A 17,889-nucleotide genomic window follows, 5' to 3' on the forward strand; every position below is an offset into this window, starting at 1 on the left:
CGCGTATGGGAACCACCGTCTTCGAACGCCGTCGCCCGCAGGACTCCGTCATCGACGAGTCCCTGCGCGACACCTCGTTCGCCGTGTTCTGGCTCGACGACGTGCAGCGCACCGAGTACCCGACACTGACCGGTGCGATCGAGGCCGACCTCGCGATCGTCGGCGGCGGGTACGCGGGGCTGTGGACCGCGATCCGCGCCAAGGAGCGCGACCCCGACCGCCGGGTCGTGCTCGTCGAGGCGTCGCGCGTCGCGTGGGCGGCCTCCGGCCGCAACGGCGGGTTCTGCGAGGCGAGCATCACCCACGGCCACGAGAACGGCGTGAACCGCTGGCCCGACGAGATCGCGCAGCTCGAACGGCTCGGGCTCGAGAACCTCGACGGCATCGCCGACACCGTCGCGCGCTACGGGATGGATGCCGAGTTCGAACGCACCGGGCAGCTCGCCGTCGCGGTCGAACCGCACCAGGTCGAGTGGCTGCGCGAGGAGGAGGGGTTCCTCGACCAGGATGCCGTGCAGGCCGAGGTGCACTCCCCCACGTTCCTCGCAGGCGCGTGGGAGCGCGACACCACCGCCCTCGTGCACCCCGCCAAGCTCGGGCTCGAGCTCGCCCGCGTCGCGACCGACCTCGGCGTGGAGATCTACGAGCGCACTCTCGTGCAGGACATCCTCGGCGACGGATCGGGCGCGATCACCGTCGAGGCCCGCGACGGCCGGGTCGTGGCGGATGCCGTCGCGCTGGCCACGAACGTCTTCCCCTCGCTGCTCAAGCGCAACCGTCTGATGACGGTGCCCGTGTACGACTACGTGCTGATGACCGAGCCGCTGAGCACCGAGCAGCTCTCCTCGATCGGGTGGCGGAACCGGCAGGGCCTCGCCGACAGCGCCAACCAGTTCCACTACTACCGGCTCACCGCCGACGACCGCATCCTGTTCGGCGGCTACGACGCGGTCTACCACTACGGCGGCAAGGTGCGCCCCGAGTACGAAGACCGGATGGAGAGCCACCGGCGGCTCGCCTCGCACTTCTTCACCACGTTCCCCCAGCTCGAGGGGCTGCGCTTCACGCACCGCTGGGCCGGGGCGATCGACTCGTCGAGCCGCTTCTGCGCGTTCTTCGGCACCGCACGCAAGGGCCGGGTGACCTACGCCACCGGGTTCACCGGACTCGGTGTGGGCGCGGCGCGGTTCGCCGCCGACGTCATGCTCGACAAGCTCGCGGGCGAGGAGACCGAACGCACCGCGCTGCAAATGGTGCGGCAGCGCCCGGTGCCCTTCCCGCCCGAACCCGCCGCCGCGGTGGGCATCAACCTCGTGCGCGCCGCGATGGATCGCGCCGATCACAACGGGGGCAAGCGCAATCTCTTCCTCAAGACGCTCGACGCGCTCGGCATGGGATTCGACTCGTGAGCGACACGATCCCCGACGAGGGGCTCACCCCCGAACCGGCCGAGGGGCTCACCCCCGGCACGGGAGCGGATGCCGCGACCCTCGCGCTCGTGCACGTGCCGCTGCCGGCATCCGACGTCGTCTCGGGCGACCCGACCACCGCCGTGCACCCGCTCGCCCTGCTCGGGGGCACCGAGATCGGCATCTGGGAGATGACGCCGGGAACGGCATCCGACACCGAGACCGACGAGGTCTTCGTCGTGCTCTCGGGCCGGGCGCGCATCGCCTTCGACGACCCCGATCTGCCCGATCTCGACGTCTCCCCCGGCTCCGTCGTGCGCCTGGCCGAGGGCCAGCGCACGGTCTGGACCGTCACCGAGACCCTGCGCAAGATCTACATCGCCTGAGACGAGCCGATGCTCGGGCTCAGCCGACGCGGGTGACCTCGGCGTGCGGCATCCGCTCGCGCATCACCCGGATCGCCTCGGGGTTGTCGTCGACCAGCACGCTGTCGCGCCCCAGCGCCGACGCAACCGCGCCGGTCGTGCCGCTGCCGGCGAAGAGGTCGAGCACCCGGTCTCCGGGACGGCTCGACGCCCGGATGATGCGTCGCAGGATGCCCTCGGGCTTCTGCGTCGGATACCCCGTCTTCTCGCGCCCGGTCGTCGGCACGATCGTGTGCCACCACACATCGGTCGGCAGCTTTCCGCGCGCCGCCTTCTCGGGCGTGACGAGGCCGGGGGCCATGTAGGGCTCGCGGTCGACCTCATCGGAGTCGAAGAAGTACGCGCGCGGATTCTTCACGTACACGAGGATCGTGTCGTGCTTGGTGGGCCAGCGGCTGCGCGACTTCGCGCCGTAGTCGTAGGCCCAGATCAGCTCGTTGAGGAACGAGTCGCGTCCGAACACCGCGTCGAGCATCACCTTCGCGTAGTGCGCCTCGCGGTAGTCGAGGTGCAGGTAGAGCGTGCCGTCGTCGGCGAGCAGTCGCCACGCCTCCTCGAGACGCGGCATGAGGAAGTCGCCGTAGTCGTCGAAGCGGTCGTCGTAGGTGCGCAGCATCCCGCGCACCCGCTCGTAGCGGTGGCCGTGGAAGCCGTGGCGGATCTCGGTGGGCGCGGTCTCGGGGACCGGCTGCTCATAACTCCGGACGGATGCTCCGGACTCAGCCGATTCCGGGTCGATTTTCCCCTCGGCATCCGATTCTTCCGGAATTGTGCGCGTCCGCGTCGCGGTGACGATCTGCCGTTCACGCGCGCGGCCCGTGTTGAAGGGCGGATCGAGGTACACCAGCGTGAACGAGGCATCGGGCAGCGCGCGCACGGCGGCGAGGTTGTCGCCCTCGAGGATCGACACCGACCCGACCCGCACCGGTGCGATGGAGACGTCCTGTTCGATCGGGACGGGCGGAGTGGGTACCGGGTCGGTCACGGCACCCGGTGCAGCCACGCGTCGGTCGAGAACTTCGTCTCGACCAGCTCCTCGGCCGCAGCGTACTCGTCGTCCGCGACCGTGCCGTCCTCGGCCGCGGTGAGCGAGCGGAAGGTCTCGATGAAGCGGTCGATGATCTCCTCGCGGCTGAGCCCGGTCTGGCTGCGCAGCGGGTCGACGCGCTTGGCCGCCGACGTGGTGCCCTTGTCGCTCAGCTTCTCGCGGCCGATGCGCAGCACCTCGGTCATGACCTGGCCGTCGAGGTCGTACGACAGCGAGGCGTGGTGGAGCACGCCTCCGTTGGCGAGACGCTTCTGTGCGGCCCCGCCGATCTTGCCGGTCGAACTCGCGATGTCGTTGAGGGGGCGGTAGACCGCATCGATGCCGAGCGAGCGCAGCGCCTGCAGGGCGAAGTCGTCGAGGAACGCATACGAGTCGGCGAACGTCATGCCCGCGACGAGGGATGCCGGAACGTACAGCGAGTACGTGATGATCTGCCCCTCGGGGATGAGCATCGCGCCACCGCCCGAGATGCGGCGCACGACGTCGAAACCGTGGCGCGCGGCACCCTCGGGGTCGACCTCGTTGCGGTACGACTGGAACGATCCGATGACGACCGCCGAGCCGTCCCACTCCCAGATGCGCAGGGTCGGGCGACGCCGCCCCTCGCCCACGCGCGAGGTGAGCACCTCGTCGAGCGCGAGATTCATGGCCGGCGAAACCGCCTTGTCGTGCACGATCTCCCAGTCGAAGTCACGCCAGCCGGGAGCGGTGACGAGCGCGCGTCGCACGACGGTTCCGACGGCCTCCGGCGTGAAGCCGAGAAGCTGAGCCCCCTCGGGGAGCGCATCGCGCACGGCGGTGGCGATCACGGAGGCATCCGATTCGACCGGCAGGCCGTTCACGGCGTCGTTGATCGCCTCGAGCGCCGTATCGGGCTCGAGGAAGAAATCGCCTGCGAGCCGGAACTGCGCGATCCTCCCGTCGTCGACCTCGAGGTCGACGACGACGAGCTTTCCCCCTGGGACCTTGTATTCACCGTGCACCTCCCCAGCCTACGGCCGACCGGGGTTGTTGGTCGCGGTCGAAGTTGTGGGGCCCTTCGACAAGCCCAGGGACCCAGTGACGCGGAGCGGGGCCCTTCGACAAGCTCAGGAACCCGGTGAGGGACAACGGGCGCAGGGACCCAGGTCCAGAAACTGGGTCGCTGAGCCTGTCGAAGCGTCCCCGCACGCGAAACGGGGTCAGCGGCCGAGGACGACGGCGCGCTCGCCGGCGCGGATGGGTGCCGTGAAGCGGTTGCCCGCGGGCGGGAGCGGGCACACGAACTGGTCGGAGAACGCGCACGGCGGCAGGTACGCCCGGTTGAAGTCGACGACCGCGGTGCCGTCGTCATCGGGCTCGTCGATCGCGAGGAAGCGGAACGGGAACGTCTCGATGCCGTTGGTCCCGTCGGCGAACACGGCACCGAGGCCACCGCGCACGTTGCGCGTCACGGTGAGCTCGTGCGCGACCCCGCGGATCTCGAACCGCAGCCGCCCGGCGATCGGCGCCTCGTGCTGGTCGCCGTCGATCGCGACGATCGTGATCGACTCGTCGGTGGCGGGCTCGAACGTCGCCGGCAACCGCCACGCGGGATCGGGACGGTAGGCGTCGATCGCGCTGAACCGCTCGCGCTGCGGGCGGGCCGGGTTGAACACCCGCAACGCCACGGTCTCGCGCCGCGGGAACACCCGCAGTTCGCGTCGCCCGAAGCGCAGCGCCTCGCCCCGGCGCAGGGTGACGGTGGCCCCGGCGACCCCGAGCTCGGTGCCGCGGATCTCGCCCTCGGCACCGACCGCCCAGAGCCCCGGCACGTTCTCGACCGCGGCGGGTTCGGAGATCAGCCAGTTCGTGGACTCCAGGGCCGACGGGCCGTAGTCGGCACCCGCCACGCGTTCGCGTTCGTCGTGCCACGCACGCCAGTCGCTCTCGAAGCTCATCGGACCCTCCTCCCGTCGCGAGGAGGGTCGTGCGGGGGCACGTCTCCTCGGATGCCCGCGGAATGTTGCCCTGAATCTACGGCGGGGGCGGAGCATCCGTCGGGCCGGTGTCATGCACCTTCACCCGACGTCATCCGGCGTCATACCGGCACTCGTGGGGGCGACCCCACCGCGAGAACGCTCAGCGCCGGGGGATGTGCGTGTCGAGCCAGGCGAGGGTGTCGGCGCGCACCTCGTCCTGCTGCAGCTCGGCGAAGATCTCGTGCCGGGCATCGGGGTAGACGAGGGTCGTCACATCGGTGAAGCCCGAGCGGCTGCGGTACTCGTCGGCGAGCTTGTGCACGCTGCGGGGGCCGCCGACCGGGTCGTCGCGCCCGACGAGCAGCAGAAGGGGGATGTCACGGCCACCCGTCGTCCGCAGGTCTCGGCGCGGGCGCCCGTAGAGCTTGGCGGCCTCGATCGGCCCGAACAGCTTCAGCAGCGGCTCGCCCGTGGTGAGCGGGTCGATCTCGAATGCGGCCCACACCTCCGGGTCGCGGCTGAGCCACTCGTAGCCGGTGGCGTCGGGCCCCGCCCAGCGGGCGTTGAGGGGCGCAGCGCTGAGCGATCCCGGCATCCGCAGTGCCGACCCCGACAGGATCACGGCATCGAACGCCTCGGGATGCTCGTTCAGCAGCATCTGCGCGAGGAACGATCCCCACGAGTGCCCGAGCAGCACGAGCGGCAGGTCGGGGTTCTCGTCGCGGATGATGCCGGTCAGCTGCCAGACGGCATCCTTCGCGGCGCGCAGCCCGCCCTTGCCCAGCCGGCCCAACCGCGCGGGACCGCCGTGCTGGCGGATGCCGGTGCGGCCGTGGCCGCGGTGGTCGTCGGCGTAGACGGTGAAGCCCGCCGCGGTGAGCGCGGCGATCAGCGCACCGTAGCGACCCGCGTGCTCGCCAACCCCGTGCAGCAGTTGCACGACACCCCGGGGCGTCGTGGCCGCCGGGTGCACGTCGTAGACGATGGCGATGCCGTCGGCATCCGTGAACTCTCGGGTATCCGTCACGCTGCGAGCCTACCGACCGTGGGCGCGGCTCACAGCCCGAGGGCGGAGCGAACCGCGAAGGCGGTGTCGCGGTCGGTGACCTCGTACCCGCCCACGCCGTCGGAGGCCGACCCCATGCGCACGCCGCCCTCGGCGGTGACGGTGCGCTTGGCCGAGAAGTGCAGGGCGTCGACTCCGGTACCGGCGAGCTCGGCGGCGTTCACGGCGCCGACGCCGCTGCCCGCCATGATCTGGATGCGTCCGTCGGCGCGGGCGACGAGCGCGCGGAGGGTGTCGATGCCGTCGATCGCGGCGGATGCTCCGCCCGAGGTGAGTACGCGTCGCAGACCGAGCGCGATCGCGGCGTCGAGGGTCGCGAGCGGGTCGGGGCTGACGTCGATCGCGCGGTGCAGGGTGACCGATGCTCCGTCGGCCGCATCGCGCAGCCGGGCCATGGCGTCGACGTCGAGCACACCGTGCGCATCGAGAGCACCGATCACGACGCCGTCGGCCCCGGCCTCGATCGCGCGACGCACGTCGCGCTCGCAGATCGCGATCTCCTCGTCGGTGTAGTGGAAGTCGCCGCCGCGCGGGCGCACGAGCACGTGCACCTCGACATCTGCCTCGCGCGCCGCCTCGACCGACAGTTCGAGCGTGGCGGGCGACGGGGTGAGGCCGCCGAGCGCCAGCGCGGTCGCGAGTTCGACGCGCGCGGCACCGACCTCTCCGGCGATGCGCACTCCGGCGGGATCCTGCACGGCGATTTCGAGAGCGGGCGTTCGGGTCACGCGCTCCATTCTGCCGTTCCCGCCCCGCGCGTCTATTAATTAGATAGACTAACTAAGTAATGACTTCGCCTGACGACTCCCTCCAGCTCACCGCCACCGAGTTGCGCATGGCCACGTTCCGGCTCGCGCGACGCCTGCGCTGCGCCCGCGCCGCCGACTCCATGAGCGATGCACAGCTCGCCGTGCTCGCCGATCTGCGCATGAACGGTCGCCGTACCATCTCGACCCTCGCCGAGCGCGAGCGGGTGACCGCCCCCTCGATGACGAACACCATCAACGGCCTCGAGGAGCAGGGCTACGTCACCCGCGCCGTCGACGAGGACGACCGCCGCCGGGTGCAGGTCGAGATCACGGATGCCGGCGCCGAACTCGTCGTCGAGACCATCCGCCGCCGCGACGTGCTGCTGGCCGACATGCTCGCCGACCTCGACTTCACGGAGGGCGAACTCACGACGCTGCGCGAGGCGAGCATCCTGATGCGACGGGTGACCGACCGATGAGCGCGATGTTCCGTTCGTTCGCGAACATCAACTACCGCATCTGGTTCGCCGGCGCCCTCGTCTCGAACGTCGGCGGCTGGATGCAGGCGACCGCGCAGGACTGGGTCGTGCTCACCGAGCTCACCGACAACGACGCGGCGGCCATGGGCTTCACCATGGCACTGCAGTTCGGCCCGCCGCTGGTGCTAGTGAGCCTCACCGGATGGGTGGCCGATCGGTTCGAGCGTCGCCGCATCCTGCTCGCGACCCAGAGTGCACTGCTGCTGCTCGCGATCGCCGTCGGCATGCTGCTGTTGAACGGCCTCATGACCCTGCCGATGATGTTCGGGTTCGCACTCGGGTTCGGCATCGTGAACGCCTTCGACGCCCCGGCGCGCCAGGCCTTCGTGTCCGACATGGTGTCGGCATCCGACACCTCCAACGCCGTCGCCCTGAACTCGGCCTCGTTCAACCTCGCGCGCATGATCGGGCCCGCCGTCGGCGGTCTGCTGATCGTGGCGATCGGGTCGGGCTGGGTGTTCATCGTCAACGCGGCGACGTTCCTGGCGATGATCCTCGCGCTCGGCCTGTTGCGCACGAGCCTGCTCGCGAAGCGGCCCAAGAACCGCGGGCGGGGTGGACTCGCGGCGGGCTTCCGCTACGTGTGGGGCCGCAGTGACCTGCGGGTCGTGTTCGTGACGGTGTTCCTGATCGGCGCGTTCGGCATGAACTTCCCGATCTTCGCCTCGACCATGGCCCTCGAGTTCGGGGCCGGAGCAGACGGCTACGGCGTGCTGTCGTCGATCCTGGCGATCGGCTCTCTCGCCGGCGCCCTGCTCGCCGCGCGGCGCGATCGGGCGCGGGTGCGCGTCGTGATCCTCGCGGCCGGAGGCTTCGGCGTCGCCGCGTTCGTGTCGGCCGCCATGCCCACCTATCTCACCTACGGCATCACACTGATGTTCACCGGGTTCATGATCGTGACGCTGCTCACGACCGCGAACGGCTACGTGCAGATCACGACCGATCCGGCGCTGCGCGGGCGCGTGCTGGCTCTGTACATGGCGGTCATCATGGGATCGACCCCGGTGGGCGCACCGATCGCCGGATGGGTGGCGGATGCCTTCGGTCCCCGCACCGCGATCATGCTCGGCGGTACGGCGGGGCTCGTCGCCTGCGCGATCGGCGCCATCTGGGTGTTCACGTCCGGGCGTCTGCATCGCGACGAGAATCGACGCTTCCTGCTCACGCTCGACGAGACCCGCCCCCTCAGCGTGATCGACGAGGTCGACCCGGTGGAGTTCAGCGACGAGGCCGCGGTCACCACGCCCATCCGCCGCCCGAAGGACCCCGAGGCGCCGTAGGCCCCGGCATCCGTCGCGACATCCGTCACGGCATCCGTCGCGTGCGCGTGCGCAGAACCGCACGGACCGGTGCCGAATGTCGACTCCGGGCGTTCATCACCGGCATTTCGCACCGATCGGTGCAGGGACAGCGGAACGGGTGCGGTGAGTGCAGTAAGGCGAGCCTTGTCAATGGGGTCTTCGGATGCCGTGACCCGCGCGTAACGTCGCGCCCATGGACGAGAACACGGAACACACCCCGCACGCGGAAGACCCGGCCGAGGGCGCGGAGCGCGTCGGCGTTCCGGAGTCCGGACAGGGCGGCGCCATCCAGGGCGACAGCTCTCACGGCGACTCCCCGCGCGGCGCTCTTCAGGGCGATGCCGACGAGGACGCCCCGGGCGACGAGCACGGCAACCAGGGCGCAGCCCAAGGCGGAGCGCTCCAGGGCGACAGCTCGCACGGCGACTCCCCGCGCGGCGCCATCCAGGGCGACGCCGGGCCCGATCGCGAGGCGCCTCTCGGAGGCGACGAGACCACGGAGCGACAGCTCCAGGCCGACAACGAAGCGGAAGAGGACACGCTGAAGCTCCTCGACCCCGATAACCCGCCCGCGTAGTCCCCAGCTTCGCCGGCGCGCGCGTCATCCCCCGTGACGCACGAACCACCCCCTCGAGAGCGAGCCACCCGCATGCGGGAGGCCCCGGAGGGGGTGGTTCGCGCTGTGGGCGGGTGCGGGCTCAGCGCAGGGGCGGCCACTCGTCGAAGCGGTACGTGAGTCCGAGACCGAGATCCTCGTCGGCCTCCCCCAGCTCCTGACGGATGTCGTACGTGTCGCCCCACCACGAGGGGCTCTCGATCGCGACGACCAGCCGGTCGACGTTCTGCCGCTGGTCGACCTCGAGGGTGAAGCCGTCGGCATCGGTCCACCCGTAGCCGCGCTCGGACGGCCTCCAGCCGAGTTCGCTCAGCCGGGAATCCCATGCGTCGTCGTACGAGTCGAAGCCGGTGGGCGTCGTCTCCAGGGCGAATCCGACCTCGAAGACGTAGCACTCGGCATCCGATCCCCCGCAGGCGCCGTACGACGAGGCGAAGGCCGGTCCTCTCACCCAGCCGCCGTTCTCGTCGCGCACGCGCCAGTCGTCCTCGGCGATCATCTCTCGCACCTCCGAGAGCTTCTGCTGCGTGAGGGTGTAGTTCACCTCGGCACGGTCGGCCTGCGCGGAGATCGGCAGCGCCTCGACCTGCGCCACCGTGTCGCCCGCGGCATCCGTCTGCAGCGCCGTGACCTGCACGCCGAGCGCCACCGCGCCCACGAGCAGAGCGGGCACCAGGAAGGCCACGTTCCACGACACCGCGTCCCAGGCGCCGCCGCGGGTCGGCGCTCCCGGGCGCGGCGGCGGCTGGGCGATGCCGAGCAGCAGCACCGCGAGCCACGACAGCGCCGCGATGACGACCGCCCCTACGAAGATCCCCTGCTCGTAGGTCGACGAGAGCCGGGCGGGAACGAGGCTGCCGAGCAGCGTCTCCAGCGGCCCCGAGTCGCCGGCGTCCTGCATCGTGACCGTGAAGGCGACCCACGCCCACCAGTTCACGAACAGCAGCCAGACGAGCGGGGCGGGAGTGGTCGTGTGCCCGCGCTTGCGCAGGATGAATCGCGGCAGCAGGCCGAGCAGCCCCATCGCCGGGATGAAGATCGGCGACGTGAACATCAGGATCAGCGTGCCCCACCCGCCTCCGCCGAGGAACCCGTGGAACACGAAGAACACCGGCAGCAGCCAGCTCATCACCGGCCAGAGCGCCCAGACGAAGCCGCGGATGCCGCCCGATGTCGGGCGCGGTTGCGGTGCGGGCAGGTGCCAGGGCGGCGCTCCGGCCGCCACGGCATCAGGATTCTGATATGCCATCGGTTCCCCCTCCGCCGACAGCCTAACGATGTCGGCGTCGACGGAGGGGACGACGTACGGATGCCGCGGCGCTACGCGCCCAGCACGACCCGGAGCTGTTCGACCGCCCAGTCGAGCTCGGTCGCGCGGATCACGAGGGGCGGGGCGATGCGGATCGTCTGGCCGTGCGTGTCCTTCACCAGAACACCGCGCTCGAGGAGCTTCTCGGCGATCTCGCGACCGGTGCCCTTCGCGGGATCGATGTCGACACCCGCCCAGAGACCGGCGATGCGCACCGCGGTGACACCGTGCCCGATGAGCGGTTCGAGTGCCGTGGCGAGGTGGGCGCCGAGGGCGCGGGCGCGCTCCTGAAACTCGCCCGTCTCGAGCATCTCGACCACGCGCAGACCGACGGCCGCCGCGAGCGGGTTGCCGCCGAAGGTCGAGCCGTGCTCGCCCGGACGGATGACACCCAGCACGTCTTCGTTCCCGACGACCGCCGACACCGGCAGCAGTCCGCCGCCGAGGGCCTTGCCGAGCAGGTAGAGGTCGGGCACGACGCCCTCGCGATCGCTCGCGAACGTCTCGCCCACGCGGCCGAGTCCCGACTGGATCTCGTCGGCGATGAAGAGCACGTTCTTCTCGTCGCAGATCTCGCGGATGCGACGCAGATACCCCTCGGGCGGGATCACGACGCCGGCCTCACCCTGGATGGGCTCGACGAGCACGGCGGCCGTGTCATCCGTGATCGCGGCGGCGATGGCATCCGCGTCCCCGTAGGGCACGATGTCGAAACCGGGCGTGTACGGGCCGAAGCCGTCGCGCGCCTGCTCGTCGTCGCTGAAACTGACGATCGTCGTCGTGCGGCCGTGGAAGTTGCCGGCCGCGACGATGATGCGGGCCTTGCCGTCGGCGATGCCCTTGACCCGGTAGCCCCAGGCGCGCGCGACCTTGATGCCGGTCTCGACCGCCTCGGCGCCCGTGTTCATCGGCAGCACCAGGTCTTTGCCGGCGAGCTTCGCGAGGGCGGCGGCGAACGGCTCGAGCCGGTCGCTCTGGAACGCACGGCTGATGAGTGTCACGCGACCGAGCTGCTCGGTGAGGGCAGCGACGAGCGCCGGATGCCGGTGCCCGAAGTTCACGGCCGAGTAGGCGGCGAGCAGGTCGAGGTAGCGCTTGCCCTCGACGTCCGTCACCCACGCACCGTCTCCGCGCGCGATGTTCACCGGCAGCGGGTGGTAGTTGTGGGCGACGTGCGTGGTTGCCGTCGCCACCGCGTCGGTCGTCACTTCGCGCCCCGCAGTTCGAGCGTGCAGCACTTGATGCCGCCACCGCCGAGCAGCAGCTCGGAGAGGTCGACGGTGATCGGGTTGTAGCCGCGCTCGCGCAGCTGCTTCTCGAAGCCCTTCGCGCGCGGCGAGATGATGACGTTGTAGCCGTCGCTCGCCGAGTTGAGGCCGAAGACGGCGCCGTCCTCGTCCGACACGAGGATCGCGTCGGGGAAGCGCTCCTCGAGGATCGCGCGGCTCGCATCGTCGAAGGCGCCCGGCAGGTACGCGATGTTGGCGCGCTCGGGGCCGCCGTTCTCGATGCCCTGCACCGGGTCGAGCACCGCGATGGCCGTGTCGAGGTGGTAGAAGCGCGGGTCGGTGAGGTTGAGGGAGACGACCTCGCGGCCGAAGACCTCGCCGACCTCGCGGTGGCTGTCTCCGGTCGACCGGAAGCCGGTGCCGGCCAGGATCACGTCGCCGACGAGCAGGAAATCGCCCTCGCCCTCGTTGACCTCCTTCGGCATGACCGTGTCGTAGCCGGCCCGGCGGAACCACTCGGCGAACGCGGGCGCCTCGCCCTGGCGCTCGACGAAGCGGAACTCGGGCACGTACGCGCGGCCGTCGATGAGGAATCCGCCGTTGGCCGTGTAGACCATGTCGGGGTATCCGGCGAGCGGCTCGATGAGTTCGACCTCGTGGCCCAGTTCGATGTAGAGGTCGTAGAGCTTCTGCCACTGCGCGACCGCGTTGGCGGTGTCGGTCGGCTTCGACGGCTCCATCCACGGGTTGATGGAGTAGTTGACCGTGAAGTGCTCGGGCTTGCACATCAGGTAGCGGCGGTGGTGCGCGGTGCGCGCGGGGGCGGATGCCACGGCGGTCTCAGGCGTCGACATGGATGCTCCTCGAATGAACGGGTGCGGCGGACGCTGTCCAGGGGCCCGGCGGAAGTTCGACCCGGGACTCTTCTCAGAGCGGGGACGGGGAAGATGCGACTCGGGCACGCCGGTTTCATTGTGCCATCCGTGGGCTGTGGGGGGCCAGAGCGCCGGGGGTTCGGTTGATTCGCGTTTCGAATCGCCGGGGTTCCTCCGGTGAGGGGTGCTCGCGCTCGATCACCGCGCGCGGCGACATGCCGAGCGACATCCGGCACTGGCGACCGGCGCCCGGCGTCCGGCATCCGCACGCAGCGGAGGAGTTCACACGCATTGCAGGATGCTTCGCGCGAAACGCTCCTGCAGTGTGGGAGATCTCCTCCCTTACGTGAGAGACCCAGCCCTCAGATCACCTCGGCGAAGACCGGGTCGGGATTGCCGAAGCGGTGGGCGGTGATCGAGATCGCCTGCTCGTGCACGAAGGGCAGCAACTCGATGCGACCGGCCGAGGTCACCTCGCCGTCGTAGACCGCGAGGTCGGGATCGCCGTCGACCGCGCGGGCGAGCGCCGCGTGCGCCGCCGCCACCGCGGGGCGCGATCCGATCAGGCGGATGCGCGCGGCCCGGGCCGTGAGCACCCCTTCGCCGTCGGCATCCGATTCCGATCCCGAGCCGCTCACGCGCGCGAGCCACTCGTCATCTGTCTCGAGGAACACCGCCGCGTCGAGATCGCCGAGCGCGTGGCGCACTCCGGCCGGCAGCCCCGCCGAGACCGACAGCACGAAGCCCGCACCGGCCCGCACCGCGGCGAGCACCGTGCGCAGCACCTCCTGCAGCGGAGCATCCGCCGTCGCCCGCAGCTCGACGGGCAGCGGGCGGTACCGGAAGAGGTTGCGTTCGACGCCCAGCCGCGAGACGTCGCGCACCTGGCCGAACTCGCGGTCCCAGGCGAGGGCGTCCGACAGGGCCGACCGCCGCAGCCACTCGAACGACTCGAAGTCGAGAGAGGGCTGGGCCGACTCGATCAGGGCGGTGATGCGCGAGTCGAGGCCGCGCAGGTGCAGCGTGCTCGACGGGGTGGATCCGGGACGCGAGCGCCACGATCCGAGGCCGATGAGGTAATTCGGACCGCCGGCCTTCGAACCGGGACCGACCGAGGAGCGCTTCCATCCCCCGAACGGCTGACGCTGCACGATCGCCCCGGTGATGCCGCGGTTCACGTAGAGGTTTCCGGCCTGCACGGTATCGAGCCACGTCGCGAGATCGCCCGGGTCCTGGGTGTGCAGGCCCGCGGTCAACCCGTAGGCGACGGCGTTCTGCATCTCGATCGCGGCCGACAGCGTCGGCGCGTACATCACGCCCAGCACCGGCCCGAAGAACTCCTCCAGGTGGAACCGCGATCCGGCCCGCACGCCGACGCGCACTCCCGGGGTCCACAGGCGTCCGCTACCGTCGTCGTCCGCCGAGAGCGACGGTTCGATGAGCCACTTCTCGTCACCCTCGAGCTGCGACAGCGCCCAGGCCAGCTTGCCCTGCGGCTTCTCGATGACGGGCCCGACCTCGGCGAGCGGGTCGGTGGGCCATCCGACGTGCAGCGAGCGCACGGCATCCGACAGCTGCCGGGCGAAGCGCTGCGAGCGGCCGACCGGCCCGACGAGGATCGCGAGCGACGCCGCCGAGCACTTCTGCCCCGCATGACCGAAGGCGCTCTTGACGAGGTCGGCGACCGCGAGGTCGAGGTCGGCGGAGGGGGTGATGATGATCGCGTTCTTGCCGCTGGTCTCGGCGAGCAGCGGCAGGTCGGGGCGCCACGAGCGGAAGAGCGCCGCCGTGTCCCACGACCCGGTCAGGATCACGCGATCCACCGCCTCGTGGGTGACGAGCTGCTGGCCGAGCGCGCCCTCCTCGATGTCGACGAGCGCGAGCACGTCGCGGGGCACCCCCGCCTGCCAGAGCGCTTCAGCGATCACGGCGGCGCACCTCCGCGCCTGCGGCGCCGGCTTGAAGATCACGCCCGATCCCGCGGCGAGCGCGGCCAGCACTCCGCCGGCGGGGATCGCGACGGGGAAGTTCCAGGGCGGGGTGACGACCGTGACGGATGCCGGAACGAACGCCGCCCCCGCGATCGCATCGAGCTCGCGCGCGGTCGCCGCGTAGTAGCGGGCGAAGTCGACGGCCTCGCTGACCTCGACGTCGGCCTCGGCGAAGACCTTGCCGGTCTCGGATGCCGCGACCTCGATCAGTTCGCCGCGACGGGACTCGAGTGCGGCGGCCGCCCGCAGCAGCACCTCGGATCGATCGGCGGCGGGGCGGGAGCCCCAGGAGGGCGCGGCATCCCGCACCGTCGCGACGATGCGCTCGAGCTCGTCCCCCTCATCGATGCGGGCCGTGGCGAGGGTGTCGTCCCCGGCGGTCGAGGTGGCGATGCGTTCGCGGATGCCGCGTGCCCACTCGCGGTTGGCGGGGAGCGCCGGGTCGCTGTCGACCGCGTTCGTGAAGCCGGGCGCACCCGCCGTCTCGTCGACCAGCTCGCGGGGCGCGTAGACCGCGGTCTCGAGGAACGGCTCCCCGTCGAACCCGTCGTCGCCGGTCGATCCGCGCGAGATGCCGAGCACGGCCTTCGTGAGGTCGACCTCGGGCTGCGGGGCCGCCGGCAACGGACGCACGGACTCGTGCATCGGGGCGAGCCGGTCCTGACGCCTGCGGGGCCCGGTGCGCAGATTCGGGTCGGTCGAGCGGTCGAGGGCGTCGAGGAAGCGATCCTGCTCGCGCTCGAACAGGGTCTCGTCCTCGCCGAGCTGGAATGCCGCCGAGAGGAAGTTCTCGCTCGACGCGTTCTCCTCGAGACGGCGCACGAGATAGCTGATCGCGACGTCGAACTCGGCGGGTGCGACGACCGGCACGTAGAGCAGCACGGGGCCGACCTCGCGCGAGACCGCCTGCACCTGCCCCTGAGCCATGCCGAGCAGCATCTCGAACTCGACCTGGTCGCGCACTCCGCGCTCGCCCGCGAGCAGCCAGGCGTGGGCGATGCCGAACAGGTTGTGCCCGGCGATGCCGAGGTGCACGGCCTCGGTGCGTTCGGGCTGCAGCGCCCAGTCGAGGCAGCGGAGGTAGTTGGCATCCGTGTCGAGCTTGGTGTCGTAGGTCGCCGGAGTCCACCCGTGCATGGTCGCCTCGACGCGCTCCATGGCGAGGTTCGCGCCCTTGACGAGACGGATCTTGATGGGGGCGCCGCCGTGGGCGACGCGGTCCTGCGCCCAGGCGGTGAGCTCCTGCAGGGCGGGCAGGGCGTCGGGCAGGTACGCCTGCAGCACGATGCCGGCATGCAGGTTCGCCAGGCGCGGGTCCTCGAGGATGCGCGTGAACACCGCGATCGTCAGGTCGAGGTCGCGGTACTCCTCCATGTCGAGGTTGATGAAGGTGGGGGCGCCTGAGCCTGTCTCCCCCTGGGTCCCTGAGCCTGTCGAAGGGCCCGCCGCCGTCAGGTACAGCGGCAGCAGCCGCTCGACCACCCGGTCGACGACCTCGTCGAACGCCCACATCGAGATGTGGCTGACGACGGCCGAGACCTTGACCGAGACGTAGTCGACGTCGGGGCGGCGGATCAGATCGTGGATGCCGTCGAGCCGGCGCTGCGCCTCGCCCTCCCCGAGCACGGCTTCGCCGAGCAGGTTGAGGTTGAGTCGGGCGCCCGACTCGCGGATCTTCGCGATCGCCGGGCCGAGCTTGGCCGGGCGGGCGTCGACGACGAGGTGCCCCACCATCTCACGCAGCACGCGGCGGGCGATCGGAACGGTCGGGGCGGGGAGCACCGGGGCGATCCCGCCGCCGAGCTTCACCGCGCCGCGCAGGTACCAGGGCAGGAAGTCGGGCACGATCGGCGCGATCCGATGCAGACGGGATGCCGCCGCGCCCAGGCTCTCGGGCCGCATCACACCGTCGACGAAACCGAGCGTGAAGGGCAGGCCGTTCGCGTCGCGCAGCACCCCGGCGAGGCGTGCGGCGGCGGGATCGACGTCGGCCGCCGCGGCCTCGATCACCCATCGACGGGCGAGCTCGACGGCCCGGTCGGCCAGAGGAGCGGATGCCGCGGCATCCGAAGAAGGAGACGACGACTCTGCCATGTCTCTCACCCTAGGGCGGGGGCGGTGTCTCGGCCCGCTGGCTCGCCCGTGATTCCGCGGGTGGCGCCCTGTCAGTTCCAGACGCTCGGAGCCTGATCGCGCACGGGCGGCAGGGCGGATGCCGCGGCCCACTCGTGCACCCACGCATCGATCTCGGGCACGCCCTCGGGCTTGCCGACCGCGGCGAACAGCTCCTCGTTCGACACGGTGCCGCCGGAGCGGCGCAGCATCCGCGCCCGCACGATCGCCCGCGCGTAGATCTGACCCTTCACGACCGCGCGGTGCTCGAGGAACAGCGCCCGATCGTCGTGCCCGATGAACCGCGACTGCACCTCGAACCGCTGCCACGGCACGAGCGACCTGCGGAAGGTCACCGTTTCGCTCGAGACCACCGCGTACCAGCGGTTGTCCTTCATCGCGTCGAACAGCCCGGTGCGGATGAGCAGATCCCAGCGCCCGAGGTCGAACAGCGACAGGTAGCGGCCGTTGTTCATGTGCCGCAGGACGTCGATGTCGGTCGGCAGGGTCGTCAGACGGATGCTGCCCACCGCCGTCGGATCGAGGGTCTTGCCCCGCCGCACGCGGGAGCGGGCACGGAAGATCACCAGGAGGGTGCGCCAGATCACGTTCACGAGGAATGATCGTATTCATCCGCGCACGATCCGCGAAGATCATTGTCGAGATCCTCCATGCCCTCGTGGGCGGCCATCGACGGCATCCGCTCGATTTCCGGATAGCGGATGCCGCGCGTAGAGTCACGAACATGAGCGCCGAAGCCCAGCCCGAAGTCATCGTCCGTCCGGTCCGTGATGTGGACGCGGAAGCCCTCGGTCGCGTGCACGCCCAGTGCTGGCACGAGACCTACGACCACCTGATCAGCAAGGCCGCCCTCGAGAAGGTGTCGCCGCGCCGCATGGCCGAGCTGTGGACGCACTGGGCCTCACAGGGCCCCGACTTCACGATGCGCGCCGCCCTCGTCGACGGCGAGATCGTCGGCTTCGCCGGCTCCGGTCCCGCCCGCGACAAGGACGCCCCGGCGCTGCGCGAGCTGTACTTCATCTACCTGCTCGATGCCTGGCACTCCACCGGCATCGGCCAGAAGCTCTTCGACGCCACCGTCGAGAAGGACGCCCCGCTCTACCTCTGGGTCGCCGAGGACAACCCCCGCGCGCACCGCTTCTACGCGCGCAACGGCTTCACGCTCGACGGCGCCACCCACACCGAACCGTTCCTCGGCGAGACGCTGACCGAGGTGCGCTTCACGCGCTGAGCATCCGTTCCTCGGGCGCCGAGACCCA

At 70.7% G+C, this 17,889-nt stretch carries 16 protein-coding genes; 6 read left to right on the top strand and 10 right to left on the bottom strand.

The window, feature by feature from the left end:
* Window positions 1–5 precede the first annotated feature (5 nt).
* Together ACZ5Y9_RS15920 and ACZ5Y9_RS15925 are read left to right on the top strand one after the other, a co-directional pair.
* Window positions 6–1,409, top strand: a complete 1,404-nt coding sequence (locus tag ACZ5Y9_RS15920) for an NAD(P)/FAD-dependent oxidoreductase (RefSeq protein WP_464471809.1) — start codon at window positions 6–8, stop codon at window positions 1,407–1,409.
* The gene (locus ACZ5Y9_RS15925) at window positions 1,406–1,795 is read left to right on the top strand and encodes a cupin domain-containing protein (RefSeq protein WP_464471810.1); all 390 of its coding nucleotides are present in this window, start codon (window positions 1,406–1,408) and stop codon (window positions 1,793–1,795) included. Before ACZ5Y9_RS15920 ends, ACZ5Y9_RS15925 begins: the two co-directional genes overlap by 4 nt.
* Window positions 1,796–1,814: 19 nt before the next feature.
* Here ACZ5Y9_RS15925 and ACZ5Y9_RS15930 read toward each other — a convergent pair whose 3' ends face one another.
* The 5 genes from ACZ5Y9_RS15930 to ACZ5Y9_RS15950 form a co-directional block, all read right to left on the bottom strand.
* Window positions 1,815–2,744 (bottom strand): DNA-methyltransferase, encoded by a 930-nt coding sequence (locus ACZ5Y9_RS15930; protein WP_464472753.1) that lies wholly within the window; start codon window positions 2,742–2,744, stop codon window positions 1,815–1,817.
* 71 nt (window positions 2,745–2,815) lie between these two features.
* Window positions 2,816–3,865, bottom strand: coding sequence for a lipoate--protein ligase family protein (locus tag ACZ5Y9_RS15935; RefSeq protein WP_247956914.1), 1,050 nt, complete (start codon window positions 3,863–3,865; stop codon window positions 2,816–2,818).
* Window positions 3,866–4,063: 198 nt separating this feature from the next.
* On the bottom strand, window positions 4,064–4,801 hold the full coding sequence (locus tag ACZ5Y9_RS15940) for a DUF1684 domain-containing protein (protein WP_336641718.1): 738 nt from the start codon (window positions 4,799–4,801) through the stop codon (window positions 4,064–4,066).
* A 181-nt stretch (window positions 4,802–4,982) separates the two neighbouring features.
* Complete coding sequence (locus ACZ5Y9_RS15945) at window positions 4,983–5,849, bottom strand: alpha/beta fold hydrolase (protein ID WP_247624514.1); 867 nt, start codon at window positions 5,847–5,849, stop codon at window positions 4,983–4,985.
* Between the two features lie 29 nt (window positions 5,850–5,878).
* Window positions 5,879–6,616: a copper homeostasis protein CutC gene (locus ACZ5Y9_RS15950; RefSeq protein ID WP_464471811.1), complete on the bottom strand. Its 738-nt coding sequence runs from the start codon at window positions 6,614–6,616 to the stop codon at window positions 5,879–5,881.
* A gap of 59 nt (window positions 6,617–6,675) precedes the next feature.
* Here ACZ5Y9_RS15950 and ACZ5Y9_RS15955 point away from each other — a divergent pair, with 59 nt between their 5' ends.
* The 3 genes from ACZ5Y9_RS15955 to ACZ5Y9_RS15965 all read left to right on the top strand — a co-directional run bounded on the left by ACZ5Y9_RS15955 (window position 6,676) and on the right by ACZ5Y9_RS15965 (window position 9,054).
* The gene (locus ACZ5Y9_RS15955; RefSeq protein WP_464471812.1) at window positions 6,676–7,116 is read left to right on the top strand and encodes a MarR family winged helix-turn-helix transcriptional regulator; all 441 of its coding nucleotides are present in this window, start codon (window positions 6,676–6,678) and stop codon (window positions 7,114–7,116) included.
* Window positions 7,117–7,121: 5 nt separating this feature from the next.
* Window positions 7,122–8,456 (top strand): MFS transporter, encoded by a 1,335-nt coding sequence (locus ACZ5Y9_RS15960; protein ID WP_464471813.1) that lies wholly within the window; start codon window positions 7,122–7,124, stop codon window positions 8,454–8,456.
* 214 nt (window positions 8,457–8,670) lie between these two features.
* A complete protein-coding gene (locus tag ACZ5Y9_RS15965; protein WP_247624510.1) occupies window positions 8,671–9,054 on the top strand; it encodes a hypothetical protein in 384 nt (127 codons plus the stop codon).
* 121 nt (window positions 9,055–9,175) lie between these two features.
* On the opposite strand, the gene ACZ5Y9_RS15970 is transcribed toward ACZ5Y9_RS15965, so the two are convergent.
* The 5 genes from ACZ5Y9_RS15970 to ACZ5Y9_RS15990 form a co-directional block, all read right to left on the bottom strand.
* The gene (locus tag ACZ5Y9_RS15970) at window positions 9,176–10,342 is read right to left on the bottom strand and encodes a hypothetical protein (protein ID WP_464471814.1); all 1,167 of its coding nucleotides are present in this window, start codon (window positions 10,340–10,342) and stop codon (window positions 9,176–9,178) included.
* Between the two features lie 71 nt (window positions 10,343–10,413).
* Complete coding sequence (gene rocD, locus ACZ5Y9_RS15975) at window positions 10,414–11,610, bottom strand: ornithine--oxo-acid transaminase (RefSeq protein ID WP_247633827.1); 1,197 nt, start codon at window positions 11,608–11,610, stop codon at window positions 10,414–10,416.
* Complete coding sequence (gene ddaH, locus ACZ5Y9_RS15980; RefSeq protein WP_247956922.1) at window positions 11,607–12,485, bottom strand: dimethylargininase; 879 nt, start codon at window positions 12,483–12,485, stop codon at window positions 11,607–11,609. The genes rocD and ddaH overlap by 4 nt, the downstream gene beginning before the upstream one ends.
* 383 nt (window positions 12,486–12,868) lie before the next feature.
* On the bottom strand, window positions 12,869–16,591 hold the full coding sequence (locus tag ACZ5Y9_RS15985) for a proline dehydrogenase family protein (RefSeq protein ID WP_464471815.1): 3,723 nt from the start codon (window positions 16,589–16,591) through the stop codon (window positions 12,869–12,871).
* Between the two features lie 71 nt (window positions 16,592–16,662).
* The gene (locus ACZ5Y9_RS15990) at window positions 16,663–17,223 is read right to left on the bottom strand and encodes an acyl-CoA thioesterase (RefSeq protein WP_247624505.1); all 561 of its coding nucleotides are present in this window, start codon (window positions 17,221–17,223) and stop codon (window positions 16,663–16,665) included.
* Between the two features lie 131 nt (window positions 17,224–17,354).
* Between ACZ5Y9_RS15990 and ACZ5Y9_RS15995 the strand changes: the two genes are divergently transcribed.
* A complete protein-coding gene (locus ACZ5Y9_RS15995) occupies window positions 17,355–17,861 on the top strand; it encodes a GNAT family N-acetyltransferase (protein ID WP_247633817.1) in 507 nt (168 codons plus the stop codon).
* Window positions 17,862–17,889: the final 28 nt, after the last annotated feature.

It is taken from the genome of Microbacterium sp. T3-8 (assembly GCF_055398145.1).

Coding starts and splice junctions, on each gene's coding strand:
- ACZ5Y9_RS15940 (WP_336641718.1), bottom strand. CDS start 4,801: ATGAGCTTCGAGAGCGACTGGCGTGCGTGGCACGACGAACGCGAACGC.
- ACZ5Y9_RS15995 (WP_247633817.1), top strand. CDS start 17,355: ATGAGCGCCGAAGCCCAGCCCGAAGTCATCGTCCGTCCGGTCCGTGAT.
- ACZ5Y9_RS15970 (WP_464471814.1), bottom strand. CDS start 10,342: ATGGCATATCAGAATCCTGATGCCGTGGCGGCCGGAGCGCCGCCCTGG.
- ACZ5Y9_RS15960 (WP_464471813.1), top strand. CDS start 7,122: ATGTTCCGTTCGTTCGCGAACATCAACTACCGCATCTGGTTCGCCGGC.
- ACZ5Y9_RS15920 (WP_464471809.1), top strand. CDS start 6: ATGGGAACCACCGTCTTCGAACGCCGTCGCCCGCAGGACTCCGTCATC.
- ACZ5Y9_RS15965 (WP_247624510.1), top strand. CDS start 8,671: ATGGACGAGAACACGGAACACACCCCGCACGCGGAAGACCCGGCCGAG.
- ACZ5Y9_RS15985 (WP_464471815.1), bottom strand. CDS start 16,591: ATGGCAGAGTCGTCGTCTCCTTCTTCGGATGCCGCGGCATCCGCTCCT.
- ACZ5Y9_RS15955 (WP_464471812.1), top strand. CDS start 6,676: ATGACTTCGCCTGACGACTCCCTCCAGCTCACCGCCACCGAGTTGCGC.
- ddaH (WP_247956922.1), bottom strand. CDS start 12,485: ATGTCGACGCCTGAGACCGCCGTGGCATCCGCCCCCGCGCGCACCGCG.